Origin of the sequence: Peribacillus sp. FSL K6-5616, from assembly GCF_038008245.1 — a bacterium.
Lineage (GTDB): Bacteria > Bacillota > Bacilli > Bacillales > DSM-1321 > Peribacillus > Peribacillus frigoritolerans.
This window is the reverse complement of sequence record NZ_JBBOYT010000001.1, coordinates 1451090-1476156: the sequence shown is the minus strand read 5'-3', so window position 1 is coordinate 1476156 and position 25067 is coordinate 1451090. Positions and strand designations below refer to the sequence as shown.

20 protein-coding genes are annotated in these 25067 nt (G+C 36.8%); 4 read left to right on the top strand and 16 right to left on the bottom strand.

Annotation, left to right across the window (positions count from 1 at the left end; genetic code table 11):
* Positions 1 to 373: 373 nt before the first annotated feature.
* From MHB45_RS07080 to MHB45_RS07055, 6 genes are all read right to left on the bottom strand, one after another.
* Entirely contained in the window at positions 374 to 1243 is an 870-nt protein-coding gene (locus MHB45_RS07080) for a cation diffusion facilitator family transporter (protein WP_072272797.1), read from the bottom strand.
* Between the two features lie 191 nt (positions 1244 to 1434).
* A complete protein-coding gene (locus MHB45_RS07075; RefSeq protein ID WP_072272796.1) occupies positions 1435 to 2448 on the bottom strand; it encodes a sensor histidine kinase in 1014 nt (337 codons plus the stop codon).
* Positions 2445 to 3116 carry a response regulator transcription factor gene (locus MHB45_RS07070; protein WP_072273771.1) on the bottom strand — a complete coding sequence of 224 codons (672 nt, stop codon included), beginning with the start codon at positions 3114 to 3116 and terminating at the stop codon, positions 2445 to 2447. The genes MHB45_RS07075 and MHB45_RS07070 overlap by 4 nt, the downstream gene beginning before the upstream one ends.
* A gap of 17 nt (positions 3117 to 3133) precedes the next feature.
* Positions 3134 to 4099: an alpha/beta fold hydrolase gene (locus tag MHB45_RS07065; protein ID WP_340907574.1), complete on the bottom strand. Its 966-nt coding sequence runs from the start codon at positions 4097 to 4099 to the stop codon at positions 3134 to 3136.
* A 181-nt stretch (positions 4100 to 4280) separates the two neighbouring features.
* Positions 4281 to 4832 (bottom strand): dihydrofolate reductase family protein, encoded by a 552-nt coding sequence (locus MHB45_RS07060; RefSeq protein ID WP_072272794.1) that lies wholly within the window; start codon positions 4830 to 4832, stop codon positions 4281 to 4283.
* A 72-nt stretch (positions 4833 to 4904) separates the two neighbouring features.
* A complete protein-coding gene (locus tag MHB45_RS07055; protein ID WP_072272793.1) occupies positions 4905 to 5750 on the bottom strand; it encodes an aminoglycoside 6-adenylyltransferase in 846 nt (281 codons plus the stop codon).
* A 208-nt stretch (positions 5751 to 5958) separates the two neighbouring features.
* On the opposite strand from MHB45_RS07055, the gene MHB45_RS07050 reads away from it, so the two are divergent.
* Complete coding sequence (locus MHB45_RS07050; RefSeq protein ID WP_048685894.1) at positions 5959 to 6285, top strand: antibiotic biosynthesis monooxygenase family protein; 327 nt, start codon at positions 5959 to 5961, stop codon at positions 6283 to 6285.
* Between the two features lie 541 nt (positions 6286 to 6826).
* On the opposite strand, the gene MHB45_RS07045 is transcribed toward MHB45_RS07050, so the two are convergent.
* From MHB45_RS07045 to MHB45_RS07035, 3 genes are all read right to left on the bottom strand, one after another.
* On the bottom strand, positions 6827 to 7384 hold the full coding sequence (locus MHB45_RS07045) for a GNAT family N-acetyltransferase (protein WP_048685892.1): 558 nt from the start codon (positions 7382 to 7384) through the stop codon (positions 6827 to 6829).
* A gap of 249 nt (positions 7385 to 7633) precedes the next feature.
* On the bottom strand, positions 7634 to 8992 hold the full coding sequence (locus tag MHB45_RS07040; protein WP_072272405.1) for an IS1182 family transposase: 1359 nt from the start codon (positions 8990 to 8992) through the stop codon (positions 7634 to 7636).
* 310 nt (positions 8993 to 9302) lie between these two features.
* The gene (locus MHB45_RS07035) at positions 9303 to 10052 is read right to left on the bottom strand and encodes a class I SAM-dependent methyltransferase (RefSeq protein ID WP_048685889.1); all 750 of its coding nucleotides are present in this window, start codon (positions 10050 to 10052) and stop codon (positions 9303 to 9305) included.
* 433 nt (positions 10053 to 10485) lie between these two features.
* Here MHB45_RS07035 and MHB45_RS07030 point away from each other — a divergent pair, with 433 nt between their 5' ends.
* Complete coding sequence (locus MHB45_RS07030) at positions 10486 to 12279, top strand: LamG-like jellyroll fold domain-containing protein (protein WP_081088569.1); 1794 nt, start codon at positions 10486 to 10488, stop codon at positions 12277 to 12279.
* A gap of 159 nt (positions 12280 to 12438) precedes the next feature.
* Here the strand turns inward: MHB45_RS07030 and MHB45_RS07025 are convergent, their stop codons facing one another.
* From MHB45_RS07025 to MHB45_RS06995, 7 genes are all read right to left on the bottom strand, one after another.
* On the bottom strand, positions 12439 to 13335 hold the full coding sequence (locus tag MHB45_RS07025; RefSeq protein ID WP_072272792.1) for a DMT family transporter: 897 nt from the start codon (positions 13333 to 13335) through the stop codon (positions 12439 to 12441).
* A 590-nt stretch (positions 13336 to 13925) separates the two neighbouring features.
* Complete coding sequence (locus tag MHB45_RS07020; protein ID WP_161798615.1) at positions 13926 to 14690, bottom strand: ABC transporter permease; 765 nt, start codon at positions 14688 to 14690, stop codon at positions 13926 to 13928.
* 81 nt (positions 14691 to 14771) lie between these two features.
* The gene (locus tag MHB45_RS07015) at positions 14772 to 15587 is read right to left on the bottom strand and encodes an ABC transporter ATP-binding protein (protein WP_226990413.1); all 816 of its coding nucleotides are present in this window, start codon (positions 15585 to 15587) and stop codon (positions 14772 to 14774) included.
* Positions 15588 to 15614: 27 nt separating this feature from the next.
* Positions 15615 to 16676 (bottom strand): ABC transporter substrate-binding protein, encoded by a 1062-nt coding sequence (locus tag MHB45_RS07010; RefSeq protein ID WP_048680089.1) that lies wholly within the window; start codon positions 16674 to 16676, stop codon positions 15615 to 15617.
* Between the two features lie 508 nt (positions 16677 to 17184).
* A complete protein-coding gene (locus MHB45_RS07005; protein WP_072272791.1) occupies positions 17185 to 18003 on the bottom strand; it encodes an ABC transporter ATP-binding protein in 819 nt (272 codons plus the stop codon).
* 894 nt (positions 18004 to 18897) lie between these two features.
* A complete protein-coding gene (locus tag MHB45_RS07000) occupies positions 18898 to 20349 on the bottom strand; it encodes a GntP family permease (RefSeq protein ID WP_048680085.1) in 1452 nt (483 codons plus the stop codon).
* 277 nt (positions 20350 to 20626) lie between these two features.
* Positions 20627 to 22615 (bottom strand): YjhG/YagF family D-xylonate dehydratase, encoded by a 1989-nt coding sequence (locus tag MHB45_RS06995; protein ID WP_048680082.1) that lies wholly within the window; start codon positions 22613 to 22615, stop codon positions 20627 to 20629.
* Between the two features lie 650 nt (positions 22616 to 23265).
* Here MHB45_RS06995 and MHB45_RS06990 point away from each other — a divergent pair.
* Together MHB45_RS06990 and MHB45_RS06985 are read left to right on the top strand one after the other, a co-directional pair.
* Positions 23266 to 24033 carry an IclR family transcriptional regulator gene (locus MHB45_RS06990; protein ID WP_048680079.1) on the top strand — a complete coding sequence of 256 codons (768 nt, stop codon included), beginning with the start codon at positions 23266 to 23268 and terminating at the stop codon, positions 24031 to 24033.
* 73 nt (positions 24034 to 24106) lie between these two features.
* Complete coding sequence (locus tag MHB45_RS06985) at positions 24107 to 25000, top strand: fumarylacetoacetate hydrolase family protein (RefSeq protein WP_048680076.1); 894 nt, start codon at positions 24107 to 24109, stop codon at positions 24998 to 25000.
* Positions 25001 to 25067: the final 67 nt, after the last annotated feature.

Sequence of the window (25067 nt, the reverse complement as noted above, 5' to 3'; positions counted from 1 at the left end):
TCATCTGATTGGATATCAGAAAAAGTAATTGTATATGAATCAGTACCTATAAACGAACAGACGAATCCCATCTCTAAACATAATCATTAAAAATCTCACATGGGTATCTAAAAAGATTCTTGTTCAAATGAAAAAATGAATTCACTTTACTTACCGATAAAGCAAACAAAGTGAGGCGTATTTGCATTGAACATATCTAACCGATTACACCCATTGAAATTGATTCAGATTTACTGTTTATTAGATAAGATTACTGCTTCATTGTATAAGGTACCTTTTCCTTCCAATGTAATGAATTAATGATTGCATATTATTCATATGTTTGTAAAGCAGATTTAGACCCTTTTTTGTTCATTCATAATGAAAGAGAGAGTTAATTGGGCTCTACATGGACATGAACATCATACACTCCATGATCTTTCATCATCACTTTTTCTACATGTGTCGCTATATCATGTGCCTCTTTAATATCCAAGGTGGAATTGACAAGGATCACAACATCAATCACTTCATTGTTCCCGTAATTTCTTCCTTTAATTTCTTTTATCCCCTTGACTCCATCCACATTTGTAATTACATCCTTATATAGATGAATTTTATTTTCATCAAAACCGTCAGAAAGTTCATGCGAGGCATGACTGAATATATCCCAGGCTGTTTTGCATATTAATAATCCAACAATGATGGCGGTAAGGGGATCAAGCCAAGGCATGTTTAATTGGGAGCCGAAAATCCCTATAGCTGTTCCTATACTTACCCAAGCATCGGAAATATTATCTTTCGAAGCTGCCATAACTGCTTTACTGTTAATTTTCATAGCAAGCTTTTTATTATATCGGTATACAAAATACATGGCTATTGCTGATAAAACACCTACATATCCGGCAATAATGTCAGGTGATTCCTTTCCACCTTTAAGCATGGAAGCAACAGCATCTATCAATACTTGTACACCAACAGCAAACATGATAAACGAAGCTACCATTGATGCAATCGTTTCACTCTTCCAATGGCCATAACCATGATCTTTATCGGGGGGTCTTTGAGCTAGCCTTAAACCGATCAGTACGGCAAGTGACGCGATAATATCAGTCGTGTTGTTCAACCCATCCGCTTTTAAAGCCGCTGAGTCGCTTATGTATCCGATAGCCAGCTTCATGATTGATAGACAAATATAAGCAATAATACTGATGATTGCACCACGTTCGCCTAATTTGAGGTCATTATATTTTTGTTCTTCCATTCAACTTCCCCCCACAATTAAGTACCTGAATATCATATCAACTTAAAAATGGGTGGGTCTATAGCAACCTTTTTGTATCGCTTTATATAAGTAAGTGATATATAACTATGTTGCATAAGGCAAACTATCTGAAAAGAAAGATATTGATGAATCCCTGACGAAATCCCCGGATGTCATCCCAGCAAAATAACCTAGTTCAACTGAGATTCATATGTATTTTCGACTGTAAAACTAAATAAAGTTCCGCTTTCATTAGATTCCAAATTATATTTTATATATAGTGTCTTAGCTATATCCTCAATTATTTTTAAGCCAAGTCCCTTACTTTTACTTTCGATATCAAAACCAATTCCATTATCCTTGATACTGACCACATTATTTTCAATGGTTATCACGAGTTTATCAGCCTTTGAATGGTTTAAAACATTTTGGAAGACGTTATCGAATAACCTTTGCAGCCACAAGTCATTACTCATCCATTCCAGCTCTCCATTTAAAGGATGATATATTAATTCAATACCATGCATGTTATACAAATAGCCCCATTTTTTAACCATCATTTCTAATAAAGCGTGCATATTCACTTTATCATTCAAGATATAAGAATTATCTAATTCAGCTGTGGATTGAATATTATATTCATTTGTTAATTCGGAAATATAATTTATTTGTTGATATAGTGATTGTAATAGTGGAGCTTGTTCCTTATATTGGCCTTCTAAATAAAATAATTGTAACCTTACTGCTGTTAAAGGTGTATTGATGTCATGCCTTAATTTATTTAAGAGTTCCTTTTTCATTTCCTCTTGTTGCTTTAACTCCAATTCCCGATAGGTCGTTCTTTCAATGAGTAAGTTTACCGATTTAGTTAATTTCCCGATTTCATCATTGTTATTAACCTCTAATTTATTCGGAATCTCCTCATCACTGGCTAAATTCCTGATAGTTTCATTCAATATATTTATTTTATTTAATAGTGAGTTAATAGATTTGGAAAATAAGAAGGCTAACAATAATAATGATAAAATGAATACTCCCAGCATTGTAGGATATGCAAAAGATTCATGAAAAGGAATGTCACCATTTTTAGTTTTAAAGGCCCAATCATAAATTAGTGACATAAGGATACTGATCATCAGTAATATACATGGCACGCTAATAACGGCACTGAATAACAATAGCTGGTATTTTTCCTTTAAATTCATTTCTTTATATAGGTATTCAATCTATACCCTTCTCCATATATATTTTGGATGATTTCACCTGTGTTATCATTGATTTTGGTTCTAACTTTTTTTATATGTACATTCATGATATTTTGATTCCTATCTTCGAGCTGCCATAAATATTCAAAGAAATGTTCTTTCGTTAAAATCCGATCCCTATTTTCATATAAATAGAAAAAAATTTTACGCTCTATCGCAGTAAAAACCACTTCATTATGCAAGTCATTATTGAATACCCTCTTATGTTCGGCATCAATATATAAATGTTTAATTTGTGCGAAAGTACCATATTGATTTTCCAGCAACTTCTCCATTCTTAGTAATAGCTCCCTGGGATCAAAAGGCTTAGTCATATAATCCTCACCAATTTTCAAACCTTGCAGTTTGCTATCCATATCATTTCGGGCAGATAGAAAAATAACTGGAATATTCAATCCTAGACTTTTTAGTTTCTTTGTAATTTGATAGCCATCATCTCCTGGCAGCATAACGTCCATAATGACTAAATCGATTTCATTGATGATATCATTAATATCTTTTCCTTCTTTTATCCAACATACATTGTACTCTTCGCGTTGCAAAATTTTTTTCAGTAAATCACCAATCATCCAATCATCTTCAACAATTAAAATATTATATCTTTTCATCACAAAGCCTTTCTTCATTATTTGATAAATTCCATGGAAAGATCATAAATTTCATCAGGCGCGTATAAATAAATGCTGTGCGTCCCTTTCAGTTTTATTACATCCGCTTTTAATAGTTTCTCTGCAAAATCCTCATAATCGTCGTTTTTTTGTTTTGTATATTTTGAATTTTTATTTTCATCGGCTATCGCATCCAAGAATAAAATGGGGGTATCTTTTGGTATTGGCATGTTAACTGATTTTTTACCATTATTGTAACTCTGTAAAAGTTCTTGCTCCATATCATCATTAAAAAACTGTTTATAAGATAGTGTTTTATACATTTCCTTTTCATGGTCAGTCAAAAATGATTGCCGGATCACTTCGGGATTATAAACATCAGAAGGTACAAGACGGTGCAAACCCATTTTCGTTAAAAGATTCACTCCTCTTACTGTCAATGAATCAACCATGCCCATTTTATGAGTCACATATTGGTGCGGTAAACCAATATCCAAAGCAATAATTCCCTTTACTTCACTCGGGTATTTTTGTGCCCAGTAAATAGCCTCAATACCTGATACCGAGTGTGGAACCAAAATATAAGGAGGTTTATTTCCACTTTCCATTAACGATTTCCTGCTTTGTTCCAATATTGTATCGATATCCCTATCATCATGAAAAACATCACTGTATCCATATCCAGCTCTTTCAATGACTGCAATCTTATTTTCTTTTGCAAACTTGCTATATAATCCTTTCAATTCATAAACAGGAGCAGCAATTCCGGAACCGGACATAAAAACGTATGCATCCTCACCGCTGCCTTCCGTATATACATTAATTTCTTTGTTATTAAAATCAACGGGCGTTCCTTCACTAATTAATGATGATTCCTTTCCCTTTTGATAATTATGGTAGATAAAAACAGCTATCGCTACAAATAAGATCATAGCAAAGAAGGTAAAAAATATATTCTTTGATACTTTTACTATTTTTCTCATATAGAAAACTCCTTTCAAGTTATACTGAAAGGATATATGTTAAAAATAAATTTCTAATAAATTTTCTTTGTATATTTTCACTAAGAAAAGTTTAACTTTTAATGACCAGTGAATTTCATCAGAAAAAGGCTGCGCCAAAGCAGCCCTAACTATTGAAGGAAAGCAACCCTTTACCATATTCCTACGTATAAATAATACTATATGTAGGTTTAAGCACCCCGTTTGGATATTGTTTCATTTCAACTAAATCCAATTTTAGACTGGGCTTAACACTGCCGAAAAGAGGGATGCCTTCACCGATTATGACTGGATTCACTTTCAGCACCAATTGATCAATGAGTTTATGTTCCAATAACGTTCCAGCCAGTTCTCCGCCCCCGCAAAGCCATAGCTTTCCGTCACCTTGCCGCTTGAGGTTTTCAATAAACGAAACGGCGTCACCTTCGATAAGTTCAACCTCCTCATTCGATTCAAACTGAAGGGAGCTCGAAAATATATAATGTTTCAAACCCTTATAACCTGGTTCACCCGGTTTGGCTCCGAATTGAAATCCAAATTCATATGTTTTACTACCCATCAACACCGCTTCATAATGCTGGATATCGGATAAAAAGTCCGGGACATGCTCTCCTTCAAATAAGAAAAAAGAATGATTGATATCCCCTTCCAACATTGCTTGGTCGGCAATGAAATTATCCAGTGAAACTGCTACATGATATACCAATTCTGCCACTTAGCATCCCTCCAAAAGTGATTACACATTTTACGCGAACAAAGAGTGTGCCATAACCGATTGTAAAAGGTATCAGATAGCCATATCGATTATTCTTTTGATATGGTCTTCATTTGTTTCGACACCCAATCGAGTACATAAGTATTCATTTAGTCTGAGGAATTCCGGGATCATACGCCTTAGCGTTTTAATAATTTCATTAGAATTGCGCCCACAATCCCAACTTTCCAACAGGGATAATTGCTTTCCAGCTAATTTACTTCTATTGCCCTCGATTTTTGTCCATGCTCCATAGGGGACATCCATATGTTGTTCCATTTCCATATACCAACCAGACACAATCAGCCACCGTATCCTATCAAGATTGGATAGTGCATATAACAATTCCCTTCTCATAACGGCCCTGTAGGTTTCATGGACAAAAGCAAGCAGCTTTCCTCTCCAATGCTCAACTTCATCCGGTGTAGGTTTATACACTTTCTTTGCCGATTCCTTAATAACAGGACTCATAATATTAAAAGGATCATAGATGACTTCTACCTCTTTTAACCAAAAGGAGGGAACAATTTCCTCAGGTGCATGATACCAGCTATCCACTTTCACAAATGTATCATAATGAGTGACGAGATATGGTGAATAAGGATTGCAGTCTTCGTGAAATGAAACATCTCCCCATTTATTGGCTCTATCCCTTTTTCCCATTAAAAATTCTGCTTTACGTTTTGGAATTACAATGGTGTGCAAATCTATATCGGAGTAATGATCATCGTTTCCTTTTGCTAATGAACCAGCTATGTAAATAGCCAAAACATCAGGATCTGCCGTTAAATCTTTTAATGCTTTTTCCAAAAGAATATCGCGTTGTTTCGGTAAATACGCATCTCTTTCTATATGTTTGCTAACGAATCCCGCACACATGACCATCTCCTTTTTTTGTAAAACCGTCAAAGTAATATATATTCGTGAATTAGAATAAAATCCCTTTAACAGTATTGCCGTGTCAAAGATATATACTGCTTCTTACCGCCTTGTTTTCTTTGCTGAGTACCCGCTTTACCGGCATCTATCCATGCACTTGCCGATATGACATTATTTTGAATATTAAGTTAAAAGGAGGCATTATTTCATGTTTTTTGCAAATACCCCCGAACCGCCTTATTACGCTTGCATTTTCACTTCCCAAAGAAGCGATAAGGATGCCGCAAGCTATAATTCAACCGCTGAATTCATGGATGAACTTGCCGCTCAACAAGATGGCTATTTAGGAGTCGAAAGCGCGAGAGATCAAAACGGGTTAGGAATTACCGTATCCTATTGGAAGTCCTTGGATGCCATAAAGCTTTGGAAGGAAAATGCAGCTCACAAAAAGGCACAAGAAAAAGGTATGAAAGATTGGTACTCGTCATACACTACCCGAATTTGTAAGGTTGAAAGAGATTATACAAGCAAATAATGACTTCAGTTTAAAAAACGTTCTAACCGCAAGTGACTTTGGTATCTGCCAGTTACTCTCCAGGAGTAAGGGTAAATATCTTTAATCTAATAAGTGTTTCATAAAACAGTAAAAACCCATAATGGAAACTAGTTTAAACATGGTTTAGGATGAACAGCCTAAATTGTAAAATAACTCTAGTTGATTGGAATGGAAGGTACGAGACTCCTGCGGGAAAAGCGAGGCCAAGGGAGACCCCACAGGCGCAAAGAGCGCCGAGGAGGCTCCCGGACCGCCCGCGGAAAGCGAGTGCCTGGAATGGAAATCAACGTTCAAATTTACAAACCCTTAAAAAGTAAAATTGGTTTTTTTATGGGTGAAATTCATAAATTTCAGTTCTAGCTTTCCATTGAGTTTGTCTTCGGAATGAGACCGCTAAAATCCCAATTGGTAATCATCCCCTCAGTAAAATCGTAAAAGGGCTTTGGGATGAGAGCATTCCGAAATCCACTCTTGTCGACAAACAGGGACCGCTTCTTAAAGGATCTTCACAATGAATTAATTAAAAGGAAATGCCGTTAAGATCTTCTTTTAAGAGTGAGTACATGTATAAATCATCGAATTTGCCACGGGTAAATTCATAATGCCTAAGAAGTCCTTCTCTTCTAAATCCTTGTTTTTCCACTAGTTTTTGGGATGGGTGATTATCAGGTTCAATTAAAGCTTCAATCCTTTCCAGGTGAAAGTGGCGATAACCATACATAACAACGGCTTCCAACGCTTCACTCGCAATGCCTTTTCCCCAATGGTCTTTACTTAATTCATATCCAATTTCAGCACGATGGTGTTTGGTTACCATATTCAGAAAACCACAACTTCCTATAACCTTACCGGAATCTTTTAATGTAATTCCCCATCTAATTCCCGAACCTTTTTCGAATATAGATTCATACCACTTAATTTCATCCCATACATCATTTACTGTCTCGAATGGATCTAACCCCATTGGCTTCACCACATCTGTATCAGATAGATATTTGAACATGTCACCCGCATCTTCCAGTGTTACTTCCCTTAATATCAATCGTTTTGTTTCAATAACCGGATATACCTTCTCCATTCAATTTCCCTCCTCCAAACTCCCATTTCCATATTTAACTATTTAATCATTACCTAATTAAAGTCGATAATCAACGCTTAATTGCATAGAAAATTATGATAGTAAATAAAAAGGCGTCCCTACTTTCGTAGAAACGCCTCAGTTTGTAGACAAAAGGGGTTCGGAATTAAAAAATTCTGAACCCCTTTTGAAATTCCCTTTGAATTTTCGCCTAAAGTTTAGAGATTGGGGCTCTACGAGCCCACTATGTTAGGCCATTTTTGGACCTTGCCATGTCCAATTGGCCATCTTCTTTAAATTAATGGCAGCGAAAGTAAGCATCGCCTGCATCGACAATTTTTTAAGTCCCCTTAAAGTAGTCCAACGCATACCATGCTTTTCTTTTGCATCTGCGAATACACGCTCAATCGTTTCTTTACGTTTTGCATATATAGGTTTTACATCTTGATGATGACGCAGATGATCTGCTTCTTCCACATGTGTTTGCCAGATATGCCGTGTCACCACTTTTTGACAGTCTTTGCTTTCTGTACACCGAGATAAAAATGAGCATGTTGTACAAATTTGTTTTGGCGATTTGTACTCGCGATAGCCCTCTTTATTTGTTGTTGAGTACTTTAAAGTTTCGCCCGAAGGGCAAAGGTAACAATCAAAATGTTCATCGTATACATAGTCCTGTTTGCGGAAAAATCCTTCTTTGGTGCGAGGACGTGTATAAGGTAAAGCCGGTATGATTTCTTTGTTAAATAGGTAGCTTGTAATCGCTGGTGTTTTATAAGCTGCATCTGCGGCAACGGCTTCCGGTTTTCCAACTTTCTCAATCACTTGTTCAACTAGTGGCTCTAAGATCTGACTGTCATGTGTATTTCCAGGTGTTACAATCGTTCCCAATACAAAACCGTTGCGGTCTGCGGCCGCGTGGAATGAATAGGCAAACTGTTTTGTTCGTTCATCTTTCACATAGTAGCCACTCTCAGAATCCGTTGTACTTTCTTTAATCTCTTTGGTCTCTTCTTTATCAAATTTATCTGGTGGAAAAGGCTTTTTTCCATGGTTTTCACGATCTTGATTGATTTCTTCTTGAAGACGTCCTTGATACGCTCGTGTTTCTTTACGAACGATTTTCTTTTCAAATTTCCGTTTATTCGCACTGGCTTTCACATGTGTGGAATCCACGAAAACGTGTTCAGCACTTATTAACTTTTTATTAGCAGCTGTCATTAAAATGCGATAGAAAATCTGTTCAAACAGATCTGTATCTTTGAAGCGTCGCTCATAATTTTTCCCGAACGTAGAGAAATGAGGTACTTTATCATGGAAACCATAGCCTAAGAACCAACGGTAAGCCATATTGGTTTCAACTTCTTCAATCGTTTTACGCATGGAACGAATACCGAAGGTATATTGAATGAAAGTCAGTTTAACTAAAATAACTGGATCAATACTTGGGCGTCCTACCTCTGAATACATATCTTTCACCAAGTCATAAATGAAAGTGAAGTCAATGGCAGCCTCCATTTTACGAACCAAATGGTTCGGTGGCACCAATTGATCTAAAGTAATCATTTCAAGTTGATCTCGCTGAATAGAATCATGTTTAGAAAGCATCCTCATCACCTCAAGTTTTAATACTTCTATTTTAAAACAAACATGACTCCAGGCAAAAGTGTTCTATCTAAAAGGTAAGACAAAGTTGATTGGAACGGAAGGTACGAGACTCCTGCGGGAAAAGCGCGTCTAGGGGAGACCCCGCAGGCGAAAGCCGAGGAGGCTCCCCGACCGCCCGCGGAAAGCGAGTGCCTGGAGTGGAAATCAACGTCCAAATTGTACAAGCCATAAAAATAGACAAACTCGATTTTCATCGAGTTTGTCTACAGTCTGAGGCGTCCCTACTTTCGTAGAAACGCCTTTTTTTCGTTTACTTCATTATTTTCGGTTCCTTTACTGCTGAGATCATTAAAAACATGGGCCTTCGATGTTCATCTTTCATTTCAGGAACACTTTTTAACATGTCATCAGAAGGCATCGGTTCCTTTACTGCCTTTATGCTGAAACCAGCACCAATCAAGTCATTCATATATGTTGAAATCGTTCGATGATACTTTACTACGTTTTCGGTTAAGAAGGTTGTTTCTCTCACACCTTCGTACTGATAGTTGTCAACTGGCCAATGCAGATGATTTCCGTAATCATCGTCATACCAAGCTTGTTCGTTCCGAGAAGTAAAGATTGGATGTTCAACCGAGAAAACAAAAGTGCCTCCGGGCTTTAAACAATCATGGACCTTTTTGCAGATTGCCTCATATGACTCAATGTAATGAAAAGCCAATGAACTGATAACCACATCAAATTCAGAGCCGGAAAAATCGATATCTTCAATCGGCATTTTAATATATGAAATACAAGGGTCATCCGTTTTTTCACGTGCTCTTTGAAGCATATTGCCGGAAATATCCACACCCACGACGGAACTTGCCTGTTGCTCTCGGGCAAATCGGCAATGCCAGCCGAAACCGCAGCCCAAATCAAGTACCGTTTTATTACGCAGATTTGGCATTAGCTCTTTTAATACATACCATTCTCCGGCAGCTTCGAGTCCTTTGACTGATCGTGGCATTTGCTCATACGCAGAAAAGAAATTTGCATCATCATATTTGTTTTGTTTCATAACTCATACATCTCCCATAATTCAAGATAGCCTCCTAAGATTTATACCACATCTATTACAGGAGGCTACCTATCTCCTTCTCACCATTTTTTTCACCTCATTATCTTGATGGATCACTGTCCTAACACTAACACATTGCTTGTTTTCCTACCCTCCCACATAAAGAACAAAATACTTCAAATTAGTTGTTATCCTTAATTTCAAATTGTAGGCATTAGGCCTTATCTCCTAATGCCTTTTTTAGTAATAAGTCTTTTTTACTCATCCTTAATAAGTTATCGAGAAGATAAGCAAACTATACCTTATTGCAGCTTATACGGAATCTCCCCTACCTAGGCTTATTTCTCAAAAATTACCCAGGTAGTAAGTAAAGAATACATGTTTAACCATTATTCTTAAATTGCTTAATCTAATTTAAAGGGGTGAATATATTATGAGAATGAAAAAAGCATTTATAGGTCTCTCACTCTTATGTATGATTGTTCCTGGTATTGCCAAGTCAGCCGATTCTTTAAATTCCGTTGCTGAAAATGATCGGAGCAGTATCGTTGCAAATTGGAAATTCACAAAACAACATGTTAAAAGCGGTTCAATCGATAAAGGTAATTTAATTATTGAAGATACAACCAAACAAGGAAATGATTTAGAGTTAGTGACGATCGGTGACCCTGCATCACCCGAATTAAAAAATATGTTGAAATGGTCTGAAGAAGATTATTATGCTCAAGATAAAGTTGATAGCTTGAAATTCGCCAATTACGAAAACGCCCCTGCCGGAAGATATTTTAAAACCAAACGGGATGCACCTATCAATTCAGAGAATTTCGATAGGGGTTTTACCATTGAATTTGTATTTAAGATGCCAAGGAAACCCAAAAGTGACATGGGGCTTTTTTCAAGACAAGGACAGGCGGCAGATCTTAATAAAATGGAAGGCGAGAAAAAAATCCTTTCTGCTTTATCTATATCCAGTGATCAAAAATTGCACTGGACAAGCCATCCATCCAATTTAAACTATAATGTAAGCAATTGGTCTCGATCTTTAAATGCTGGTGAATGGTACCATTTGGCAGTCGTTAATGATGGAAGCACGACGACTCTAACTTTAAATGGCGTTAGTGATTATGGAGAATCAGAAAGGGCCATAGGTATTGCAGCATTAAAAGGTAAAGGCTGGAATATCGGTGCAACAGAGTGGGGAAATAAGTTGGATGCGCTTTTCGGAGGGAATATCCAGGAAATACGAATTGCCAATAAGGCATTAACTGAAAAAGAATGGCTAGTACAGGAAGCTCGTGACGATGAACCCTTTGAAGGATCAAACAAGTCCTTCCCCATTCTAACGAATAAGAAGAATTATAATTTCCTCTTTATTCCAGATACCCAAAAATATTCAAGCCAAAATCCTGAGATTTTCAATAGCCAAATGAACTGGATATCCAATAACACCAAGAAGAACAATATTATCATGAATACATTTGTTGGGGACATTGTCGATAGTGATTCAGAAAAACAATGGCAGAATTCACTCAGAGCCATTTCCTTTTTGGAAAAAAAGGAAATTCCATATATGATGGCGGCTGGGAATCATGACTATGCTGCCGGAGATCCTTTTTTAACACATTATGGGCCACAGCGTTTTATGAATAAAAAATACTATAAGGGGTCGGCTCCCTCTGGATATAGCTCATATGCAATCGCTAAGGCAGGGAGTTATGAATACTTAGTTTTAATCGTGGATATGAAAAATCTCCATAAGGACTTGGAATGGTCAAAAAAAGTTCTGGAACGGCATAAAGATAAACCGACAATCCTCGTCTCACATGATATTATTTTTCCGAAAGTTAAAGATGATAAAACCATTGCCGTCGATTCGACCAATGGCCGGCTGATATGGAATGAACTTGTAAAGAACCATAATCAAGTGTTCATGACGGTAAATGGACATTTTTATGGGATAGCGCATCGGGTAAAACAAAACTCAGCAGGAAATGATGTCATTCAAATGCTGGTCAATTACCAAACGAATTATCGAGGGGGAAATGGCTGGCTAAGACTTGTAGAATTTGATGAAAAGAAAAATGTATTATTATTCCGTACTTATTCCCCATATGTCGATGGAATGACTAGGAAAGAAAAGTCCTATATCGATTATAAATTTTTAACAGGTGAAAATAATTCATTTAAATTGGATTGGGACTTTAAACATAGATTTAATTTCAGGTAATGTACAGGGCGGAAAAATCCAATTCCCCAGGTGTATCTGATTAACCTCATCAACCTGGGTGAATTCCTTTTATTAGGCTGCCCTCCTATGTGTTGAGTCGTAAAAGAAAGATATACGCTCATTCATGATGATCTGGGATGCCGCTATTTTTTCTAGTTTTCATGCTGCTTTTTTCACCACTGATTTATACTTTCCGAAACCATTAACGACAAGGACCCCCAATATCGCAATACTGCCGCCAATGACTGAAAGGGTACTAGGTACCTCCTGCAGCCAAACCCAAGCGACGAAAATGGCAATCACAGGTTCAATGTACAACAAACTGGAAACGGAACTGGCTTTTCCTAATGATAAAGCGACTGCCCAAGTTACATAACCGATGGCCGCAGGGAAAATACCAACAAAAATCGCTGATAAATGACCTTCCAAAGTAGCTTGTTGAATTTCTTGAAATAGCCCAGGAAAAAATATAAAAAAAGGTATTGTACCGATCCATGTAAAGTAAGCTGTCAATTCAATCGGATTATAACGGCTAAACAGTGGCTTTTGGAATACAAAAAACACCGCAGAAGCAATAGCTGACATCAGTACTAAAAAAGCTCCTTCAGAAATATTCAGGGAAGGTCCTGCGGTACCTAATGTTATTAAGGTGATCCCTGTGAATCCAATTCCTAAACCAATCCATCCGTATAGTCCGAGGCGTTCTTTTAAAACGAACGCAGCAATGATCGCGATGAAGACAGGTGCTGAACCGATCAGCATTCCAGCCGTTCCCGCCGAAACTGTTTGTTCCCCGAATGTCACACCGATATGGTAAATACTAATACCAATAAATGCAAGGATCGAAATCCTCAACAAATCCGCTTTTTTCGGGAGTCGAAATTTCACCCCAGGCCAGAGAGCATATAGGATAAAAACCCCTGATGCTATAAGATAACGAACAAGTACCAAATGGCCGGCTGAATATCCGCCATGTAAGCTTGCACGAATAGCAGCGAATGTAGATCCCCAAATAATAACTGTAATAGATGCCAATAAAAATGCCTTTGTGTTCAAAACATATTCCTCCCAACCATTCCCTATAAACTGAAGGTATCATGGATACGTGAGAACTTCAATACAATTTCTATCTCGCTGTGAAGTGTCACAGTAAAATTGCGAATTAGAGCACTATCTGTCAGTAATAATCGCCGACGAAGTAAATACCAGATAGGCTTGGAAAGGAAATCTTTTTGGATCCCGCTTAGAAAAGCATGCTAAACAAAAGCTGCTTCGTATAGGAAGCACCTTTTGTTTAGACTGTAGACAAACTCGATATTAAGATTGCCTATATTTTTTTGAGTGAGTGTAAAATATGAACGTTGATTGGAACGTAGGGCACTCGCTTTCCGCGGGCGGTCCGGGAGCCTCCTCGGCGCTCTTGGCGCCTGTGGGGTCTCCCTTGGACGCGCTTTTCCCGCAGGAGTCTCGTACCTTCCGTTCCAATCAAATTTGTTTAAAAATTCAGATGGAAACCCTTTGTCTACAAACTTGTTTACAATTACCTTTTCCAAATTTAAGCTTACTTGAAATATTGTCTTGAGGCTGTTACACTGTAACCGTTTGTTCTGCAATACTGAAAAATAACGTTTAAAGTGTAAATTTAATTAACTATTTTCAGGTTTCCAAGATGAAAAGCGTCTTTCAATAATGCCTAATAATGAAGTAAGAATGATTCCCGTAATCGTAATGACCAACACGCCAACAAACATGCGATCTGTTTGTAGATTTTGACCATTGCTTGTCAATTGGTATCCGATACCAGCTGTCGAAGCGAATAATTCACCTACAACTACTGCAATTAATCCTTGACCGATACCTAAGCGAATACCGTTTAAAAGGAATGGTACCGTCGAAGGCAATGCAATTGTTTTAAAAATTTGAAATTCACTTGCACTAAATGTCCTTGCTGCTTTTATTAAGTTTTGATCTAATGTTAACATAGCTTTTTGAGCGCTCATCACTATTGGAAAGAAGGCCATCAAAAATACGATAACAATTTTTGATGCTGGTCCTATTCCGAATGCGATGATGATCACTGGTAATAGGGCGACTTTAGGAGTTACATATAGTCCTGAAATGAAAGGGTTAACTACAGCATTAAAGGTAGAGTTCCAACCTGATAACACACCAATTGGGATTCCAATAAGTATGGCTAAAACAAAGCCTGAAACAAATTCGTAACCACTTACTTTCATATTTTCCCAAAAGGAAACTTCTTGGACCATTAAAACTGCCGCGTGTGCAATTTCAATTGGTGAGCTAATGAACAATGGATTTATCCATTCATTTTGAGAGGCTGCTTCCCAAAGCAACAGGAATAGTAAAACAGACGCAACACTGATAAAAAATGACTTTTTTTCTTTTTTCATTTTCTTCGCCTTTTTTATCTTGTGCTTTGATTGTGTAAGTTCTATCATACCCTTCGTCATAGTATTCTCCTTTCACATTAATTATTTTTCTTTATTATCGAAACCTTGTTTTGAAGACTCCTGTTCAATAATGGACCAAATATGATCAACAAACTCTATAAATTCCGGGCTACGCTTCACATGGAGATCTCTCGGTCTAGGTATATCTACATCCACAACCTCCACTACACGTCCTGGTCTTGCCCCAAAAACAAAAACTCTATCAGCTAAAAATACCGCTTCATCAATTTGGTGTGTAATGAAAAGACTTGTCTTTTTTGTCTCATCCCATATTCTAAGTAACTCACCTTGCATAAATTCCCTAGTTTGTGCGTCCAATGCCGAAAATGGCTCATCCAGTAAGATTAATGACGGGTTTACCGTTAATGCCCGAGCCAAGTTTACCCGTTGCTGCATCCCCCCTGACAATTCATGTGGATAATGATTTTCATAACCTTTTAAACCGACCATTTCAATAAATTCTTTGGCCTCTTTCTTTTTCTCTGCGGTTATTTGCTTTAACAGTTCAACTCCATAAAGAACATTTTCCAAAACAGTTCTCCAAGGTAAAAGACTCGGGTTTTGAAAAACCATTGCCCTGTCCTTGCCGGGACCATCGATTTTTTGCTGATCCAATAGAATTTCCCCCTTACTTGGCTTTAGTAATCCAACCACAGTATTTAAAAAAGTGGTTTTTCCACAGCCGCTCGGCCCAACAATACATATAAATTCACCATCTTTAATATTTAAATTTATATTCTGCAGGGCCATCACTTCTGCACCAGTTTTATTGTTTACGTAAGTAACATCTAAAAAACGAGTAGACAATTTATAGTTTTCCATTTGTGCATTTTCCACCTTACCTATCATCTCCTTTCTATCTAATTATTTTTTAAATGCTTCTTCTATATAACTATTTGTCCAAATAACATCTTCAGTTGTATCCTGTTTAGTAGAAACGCCTGATATCTTGCCGAATTCAACTAATGGATCCTGGGCATTATCCCAAGCTTCTTGATTCATTTCTCCATAGCCTTTAAAAGTGTTTTTCAATCCGATTAGTGATTCCTCTAGGATATCAACATCAATTCCATCAAAATAAGATTCGATTGATTCGGCTGCCTCTCTTGGGTTATTACGTGTGAATTCCATACCTTTCCCTATTGCCCGAACTACTTTCAAAGATGTTTCCTGATTTTTTTCTAAATATTCCTTTTTAGCAAAAACGGCTTCCCAGACCATATTCCCATACATTGGCTCTTCACTTGTATTGATTACAATCTCGCCTACATCTTTACTTTCCGCCTGTAAACCCATTGGAGGCGATGCTATCCCCCCGTCAACAATCCCCTCTTGCATACCGCCAATCTTCGATCCATCTCCTGCTAATTTGACGGTTTTAAGATTATTGTGATCAACACCATGCTTTTGCATTAAATAGCGGGTATATACGTCCCCAGAATCACCAACAAGGTTTGTACCAATGGTTGCCCCATCCAATGAAGCCACTCTATCTTCAAATGATGAGTCTTTAGAAACATTCTTTTTCTTTAGATATTGTTCAGAGAGTGTAATTTGATAGGTTAGCGCCGAATTTAATGATTGAATAGCCAATAAATCCTCACCTTTGTCAAGAGGTGTGAACATACTTCGAGGACCTGAGACCGCAAATTGAGCCTCACCTGATAATACCGAAGCGATTACTTGTGCTCCTCCACCACCAGAAACAATTTCAGCTTCAATTCCTTCCTTTTCAAAAAAGCCTTGCTCTATGGCTACATACAATGGGGCAACTGACAATAACCGTGCAGGTTCCGTAAAAGTAAGCTTAACCGCTTTTCCTCCGGAACTCCCTTTATTTTCTGTTGTTGTTTTGTCACTTTGACCGCATGCAGATACTATTAACACCAAACAAAGCAGAACGAACGCCAATTTATTCTTAAACATATTACTTACCTCCCTAAATCTTTTTTACTTAATTCCTAACTTTTAGAACACTATTAAAAATTGTCCATTAGACATATATCCCCCCTAAATAGTTTTATATATAAAACATAATTTCATATACATATCAATTCTAAATCAGCTGTCCCGTTTGGGTCAATTGAAATTTGGAAAATTTAGATAATTCAGTAGATTACAACACAAAAAAACACTCATTTAAAATCATGAGTGCCCTTTAACTCTTGAGATACAATTTTATGCCAAATAAAGGAAAAATACTTAATGCTTCAGTAATTTTAAAGATTACAATATAAGAATCGAAGTCAGTACTAAGAATATGTTTTTGTTAAGGCTAGAGACACCTACCATTCTTCATATTGGGATAAATTAAGATGTCATTATGCCTCAATAAATCAAGTTATTTAATTAGGCCTCCAATGGAAAGGAGTCTATATTCATCTTGTATTTTTACTATTACGAACGCTTTACTTTACTCTTCAGCATACTAGGTTTATTTTTTCTCAGAAAATAACAGGGATTTAATCCGGATCCAGGGACGCTCATTCTCCCATTCTACTTTGACTGGGACACGAAAGGTCTTTTCCAATAATGTTTCGGTTAATACGTCCCTTTTTTCTCCTTTATCCATAACGTTCCCCGAATTGATTAACATAGCATGGGTTATGGATGGAACAATTTCTTCAATATGATGTGTAACATATAAAATGGTTGGGCCATTTGGTGCAGCAGTCATATCTTCAATAGATGCTAACAGCTCTTCTTTAGAGTAAATATCCAGTCCATTGCAAGGCTCATCTAAGATTAATAATTGCGGTGAAGACATGAGGGCCCTGGCAATCATTACTTTTCTTTTTTCACCTTGAGAGAGTGTGTGGATAAATTGGTTAGACAAAAGTTGGATTCTGAATTGGTCAAGTAATGCTTTTGCTTTCTTTACATCATCCTCTGTAATTTCCTCATATAATCCAATTGAAGCAAATTTTCCGCTTAAAACTACTTCAAGTGCTGTATCATTTGGGCGTGACTGATATTCCTGATCTAATGAGGAACTGACCCAGCCGATGGATTTCCGCAGTTCAGGAATATTCGTTTTTCCAAAAAGATTTCCTAAAACGGACACTTCACCACTATTCGGCCATTGATAACCTGCAATCATTTTTAAAAGAGATGTTTTCCCTGATCCATTTAGTCCTAGAAGTGCCCAATGTTCCCCTTTTTGGACCTCCCATGAAACCCCATCCAATAACAGCTTTCCATTTCGCTTCCAGATAATATTTTTAAGTGAAATTATGCTTTTCGTTCGACTCACTTTTTCGCCTCCTTAAGGTATTAAAGCCTTTTACAAACGATTTTCTCCATGTACAAAATTTTTAAAATGTTTGCTTGGTCCCTTGCTACGTTCATAGACGAGAACCAATGTCCCCTAGCAATCAGGGTTAGGGGACAAAACAATTTAACTGAATAATGTAATTATATTAAATTTTTCACGTTTTGTAATTTTTTCCTAAGTATTGTTTTGATTTTTTCTATTTTTTTGTTGATTCCCTTCACCCAAGGGGTAAAACTAGTAGACATATATATCATGTATATCCCAACCTAGTCAGAAAGCAAAGACCTTTTTTCCGCTTTCAATAATCCTATTTGATACTGCTAGTGTATTTTATCAATGATAGTACGGATAGTTAAAAACGAAAAATAGCTAAAAAGAAGAAAGAAATGGTGGTAAATGAAATACAAAACAATAAATGAAGATTTAATTCTTAGATTTATTGGGGGCGCTTCTGTTTCGTTATGGAATTATAGATCAAGAATGGCACCTTCTCACCGTAAAGATGAAATTCTGTCATGTCTGTGAAGCATTTTGATTTGGCATTGTTGCCTTAAGGCACGCTCGAGAATATTGGACGCTACGAAATTACCAAAACGTTCATTGATATAGTACGGACAAACTGATCCTTTTTTCTCCAAATCGATGTCTTTAAAAAAAACACCCTCTTAAGGCGTGATCCTCCGGCAAGTAAGTTTGCTCTCCCCTATTCTACCTTCAATAACAGATTGTTGAAGGAGTTGCAACAGACACTAACATCCATACATTATAAAAAAAAGAGAAGTTGATTATCTACATAATAGTAGGTTATCAACTTCTAAATCTTATTTAAATAGACTTTATAACTGGTCGTAAACCGTCCCCTCGTTTACGGTTTTATGCCTTTATATCCCCCAAAGCGTTTCTTTTATCCTTAGATCGGTCAAACATACTGAAATATATTGCTACTATACTAATGAGAATTATTACTGCTCCAGAGATAATTAAGGATGCATCTAATAATAAAATAAACCCTAATCCCGCTACAGAAGTAATAGTGGAAAGTATTGTCCATGTTGAAAACGTTTCCTTCATGCTTAACCCAAAATATTCTTTAATCATCCAAAATCCTGCATCATTAACATGCGAGCAAATTGAGCTGCCTGCCCCAGTTGCAAGAGTTACTAAGGCTAAATTAACATCGTATTGAGCCAACATTGGAATTACTAATCCTGCAGTGGACATAGCTGCAACTGTGGCTGATCCTAAAGATAACCGTAATATCGCAGCAACTAACCAAGCAAGTATGATCGGTGACATTGAAGTTCCTGTAAATAATTCTGCTACATAATCCCCTACACCACCATCAATTAGTACTTGCTTGAAAGCACCCCCACCTCCAATAATTAATAGCATCATACCAATTGCAGCAATTGATGACGTACAAGAATCCATCACTTCTTTTATTGGAGTATTTCTTGCTATTCCCATTGTATAGAATGCAAGAATTAAAGATATCAACATTGCAGAAGAAGGGTTTCCTATAAGACGAACAATTTCTAATAATGTATTCCCTTCAAATCCAATTGATTTTTGAATCATATCAACAATTGTAGAGATAGCCATTAATAAAACGGGGAACATTGCAGTCAATACACTTATACCGAAAGCTGGTGTTTCTTCAAGCTGGAATGTTTTTTGTTCGCCTAAAGAAGCTATATTACCTGTTTTGTTGAATGCATCAGGTACAATCTTTTTAGCCACCTTAGTATATAGAGGGCCTGCTATAATGACGGTTGGTATTGCGACAATAATACCGTAAAGTAAAACTAATCCAATATCTGCACCATATTCACCAGCTATTACTGTTGGCCCTGGATGTGGAGGTAAGAAACTATGAGTTGCTAATAAGGCTGCAGCCATAGGAATACCTAGGTGCAAAATAGAAACTCTTAATTCTTTCGCAATTGAAAATACAATTGGAATCAATAAAACTAATCCTACTTCGAAAAATAGTGCTATACCCACAATAAACGAAGCAACTACAACAGCCCACTGAATTCTTTTTTCTCCAAATTTATTAATTAAGGTCATTGCAATACGCTGGGCTCCCCCTGCATCAGCAATTAACCTACCAAGCATTGCACCAAGTCCAAATATTAAAGCTATATGACCAAGTGTACCTCCTAATCCACCTTCAATCGATGCAACAACATTTTCAAGCGGCATTCCTAGTGCTAAAGATACAATAAAAGATACAATAATTAATGAAACAAATGTATTTAATTTGAATCCAGTAATCAAAATTAGCAACAGGATAATCCCAATCGCTACGATAAGTAATGGCATAATAAACCTCCAAAAAAATAATTAAAATATTTCTATTTGCTCAACATACAAAAATACCGAACCTATATTTTAATTAGTAAGTAACTCTAGGATGCTTATGCTATTTTGTTTACTAGTCATAAAGTGTAGATATTTGAAAAAACGAAATATAGTAATCGCTTTCATTTGAAGCAATTACAAAATTTAGCGTGCACTACTATTTAATAAAATGGGATAATAAACGATTAAGTTTAAAAAGTAAGGTCTTAAATGTGCTTTAAAGTTTCGCAATTATAGATTAATTTTGAACTAGTGTTTTTTCTTCACCTAATGCTTTTACTCCCGCATTTAGAACTTCAATAATTCGATCTGTATCATAGATATTTCCGCGCCAGGTTCCTCCACTTACTGATTGAAGCGCAGCCCATAAACGAGTATCATCTGGAAGACCAGGATCCGGTTTGAGGTCTGGATGAAGGTCACGTTCTTTCAAGACTTTAGTTGCCTTTTCTAAAGAAAGTCTTTCATTCTCAGTTCCAACAAAATTAACGGAACCCACTAACTGATTGCGGTCAACAATGATTTCAATAACGTCTCCATCACGCAATTTGCCAATTGCTCCCCCAGCCAATGCCTCAGGTCCAATATGTCCAATGCATGCGCCAGTAGAAACACCCGAAAAACGCGCATCTGTAATCAGGGAGACATGTTTGCCAAAAGACAAATGTTTTAATGCCGATGTTAGTTGATATGTTTCCTCCATCCCGGTTCCTGAAGGACCACCGCCCATAACAACCATTATATCTCCTGCTTCAATACCCCCTGTTTTAATAGCTTTTATAGCTGTCTTTTCTGAAGTGAAGACTTTAGCTTTTCCTGTATGTCGATACACTCCGTCTTCTCCTACTACAGATGAATCAATGGAGGTTGATTTTATTACTGATCCTTCAGGAGCAATATTTCCTTTCGGGAATGTAACAGTAGAAGTTAGACCTTTTTCTTTTGCTTTGACTGGATCCATGATAATATCATCAGGATTAATTCCATCAATTTCCAACAATTGTTTTTTCATCATTGTACGTCTTTCTGATTTTTCCCACCAATCGAGGTTTGCACCAAGGGTTTCTCCAGTAACGGTTAGTACATCTTCATGCAACACACCTAATTTTCTTAGATGAAGCATAACCTCTGGAACCCCACCTGCTAGGAATACCTTAACGGTTGTGTGACCTACAGGACCATTTGGTAGTACATCGACTAAGCGAGGAACTTTCTTATTGATTCTAGTCCAATCTTCAACAGTGGGTATCTTACAATTAGCTGCATGAGCAATTGCTGGGATATGAAGTAATAAATTTGTTGAACCTCCGAAAGCTGCGTGAATCACCATAGCATTTTCTATCGCTTTATCCGTAATAATATCTTTGGTATAGATCTTTTTCTTCTCCAACTCTAAAGCTGCACGTGCTGATTGCCTAGCCATCTCCATCCATATTGGCTGACCTGAAGGTGCTAGTGCCGAGTGAGGTAAGGCCATTCCAATAGCTTCAGCAACTACTTGGGAGGTGCCAGCTGTACCAAGAAATTGACATCCTCCTCCCGGTGTAGCACAAGCACGACATCCGAGATCAGCAGCTTCTTGTAAAGTAATTTCGTTGTTTGCGTATCTTGCCCCAATTGTTTGAATCTTTCCTGCGTCTTCTCCATTTGTAGGTGGAAGAGTAACACCTCCAGGGACAATGATAGTTGGCAAGTTGTGCATTGACGCCAGAGCTACCATCATTGCTGGAAGACCTTTATCACACGTAGCTACCCCAATAATTGCACGACGCGTAGGCAATGATCGAATTAATCTACGATAAACTATAGCTGCATCGTTTCGAAAAGGAAGGGAATCAAACATACCGGTAGTTCCTTGAGAACGACCATCACATGGATCACTTACGAATCCTGCAAAAGGAACCCCTCCTTGTCTACTAATCTCTTCAGCTGACGCCTTCATTAATAAACCTATTTCCCAATGGCCAGTATGATACCCTAACGCAATTGGAGTACCATCATGATTCCTAATTCCACCTTGAGTACCGAGGATTAGAACTTGTTTTCCAAGGAGGTTTGAAGGTGCCCATCCCATTCCAACATTTTGGGATAATCCAAAAAGGTCACCACTTGGTGAATCTAGCAACATTTCTGATGTAAGTGGGAGTGAACCATCTGCCCCTTTTGAATGAGTTTGAACTTTGTAAAAAGATACATCCTCTTCACCAAATATCGATTGTAATGACATATGTATTCCTCCGTTAATAAGATTTTTTTATTTCAAAAAAAGAAATATAATTATGTTGCTCACATAATTAACTGCTAATTATTGACCTATATTTATAGCAATTACTATCATGCTTGCCTACTGCTATTTCGATTTTTATAATCTGAAATATTGAATATTCTAAGGACTGTTTATCTTGTATACTCTCTATAAAAACCTCTCCTTTAGTTTTATAATATAAAACGCAGTTCATCTATATTGAACTTTGGTTGCCATTTAAAATAATCACATTTTTTCTGAAAAGTCAATCAACTTTCCGAAGCTAATTATAGAGTAGGATTTCATGTTATTTACAATAAACCTCTATATTTTACTCATATCTACGTAAGGAGTCTAAAACAACAGAGGGTATAATTCTAAAAAAATACTAGTTTTTGTATAAGATATTATCTCCTATAAATCTTACGTAGATAATTGTATGACTTAATAACTTCGCTTTGTAGAATGAGAATGATAAATGAATTCTTTATAATTTTTCTTTGGATAAAGGAAATCCATGTATTTAATTAAGTTTCTTGACATTTTTAAAAAACTAGTATTATATTTGAAATGTAAGAATGTTTGTAATAGTAAAAATAGGTTTTATAATTTAAAACAAGTAGGTGAAATCCATGCCTGTTATTCAATCAGTAGACCGTGCTCTTCGTATTCTTGATTTGTTTGACGAACATACAGCAGAATTGAAAATAACAGATATAAGTAATCAGTTAGGACTTCACAAGAGCACTGTTCATTCTTTATTGAAAACGCTTTTAAATCATGGCTATATCAGTCAAAATCCTGAGAATGGGAAGTATGGTTTGGGAATGAAGCTCTTTGAAAGAGGAAATTATGTCATTCAGTCTTTAGACCTTAGAGATTTATCAAAAAAATACTTAATGGATTTATCGGTAAAAACCGGACAGACTGCCCACTTAGTTATACTAGACGGCAAAGAGGGAGTTTATATTGATAAAGTTGAAGGTCCTATGGCCGTTATTCTTTATTCAAAAATAGGGAAAAGAATTCCACTTCACTGCTCCGCTGTTGGTAAAGCTTTAATAGCTTTTAAAGATCAGGAAGAAATTAAAAAAATTCTAAATGAATATGTCTATTTTAAACAAACTGAATATACCATTACAGGTGAATCTGAATTTTTGCGTGAGCTTCAACAAGTTCAATCTCAAGGGTACGCAGTTGATAATCAGGAAAACGAGCCAGGTGTTCGCTGTATTGCAGCACCTATTCGAAATCATGAGAATAAAGTTATTGCAGCTATTAGCCTTTCTACACTTATAGCTCGTATAGATGAGGTTCAGCTAGAAACTTTTATTGAACAACTGGAACAGGCGGCTTTCCAATTATCAGAACAAATGGGAAATGGGATACCAATTTCATAGAGGTGGTTCCCTTCTCTTTTGTCTATATATGAAAACTCAGTTTTATAATATAAAACATTAGGAGGCTATTTTTATGCGTATTATCCGATATTTAAATGAGCATTCAAAAGCAACTCTAGCAGCTATTACAAATGAGGGAAAAGTATACCCTCTTCCTCAAGAAGGATTGATTGAATTAATCCAACAGGCAAACGAACAAAATGTTTCTCCCCTCTCTTTTGTAGAAATTACTATTTCCAAGTCAAAGCCTATTCCATACTCTGTAGAAGATTTATCGTTACTTGTTCCTATTGAAGCTGAAGAAGTATGGGCCTCCGGTGTTACATATGAGCGTAGTCGCGATGCACGTAATTATGAAGCAACAGGTGGAAAGCTTGATGCAACTACTTTCTATGACAAGATATATGAGGCTGAACGGCCAGAAATTTTCTTTAAGTCTACGGCTGCTCGTACGGTTGGTCCAGGACAGGACGTTTACATACGTAGTGATTCTAATTGGCAAATTCCTGAGCCAGAAGTGGGCATTGTTATTAATCGAGATGGTGAAATCCTTGGATATACGATTGGAAATGATATGAGTTGTCGTGACATTGAAGGAGAGAACCCTCTTTATCTACCACAAGCAAAAATGTGGAAAAATTCTTGTTCCATTGGACCGGCAATTATCCTTGCAGAGTCCGTGGAAGATCCCTACAATTTTGACATCACATGTCGAATCTACCGCAATGACGAGCTTAAAGTAGAGGGAAAAGCGAATACTAGCCAGTTAAAAAGAAAATTTGATGAATTAATATCTTTCCTCATACGCGACAACGAAATTTTTGACGGTACTGTATTATTGACTGGTACATGTATAATTCCACCAAATGACTTTACCTTATTAGATGGCGATGAGATTGAAATTGAAGTCTCTAATATTGGTGTCTTGAAAAATAGTGTAAAGTTACCAAAACACATATTAGTTTGAGTAAAACCGATAACACACTAATCATGCAGAAAAATACTCATTGAATTCTTGGAAAAACACTAGTTTA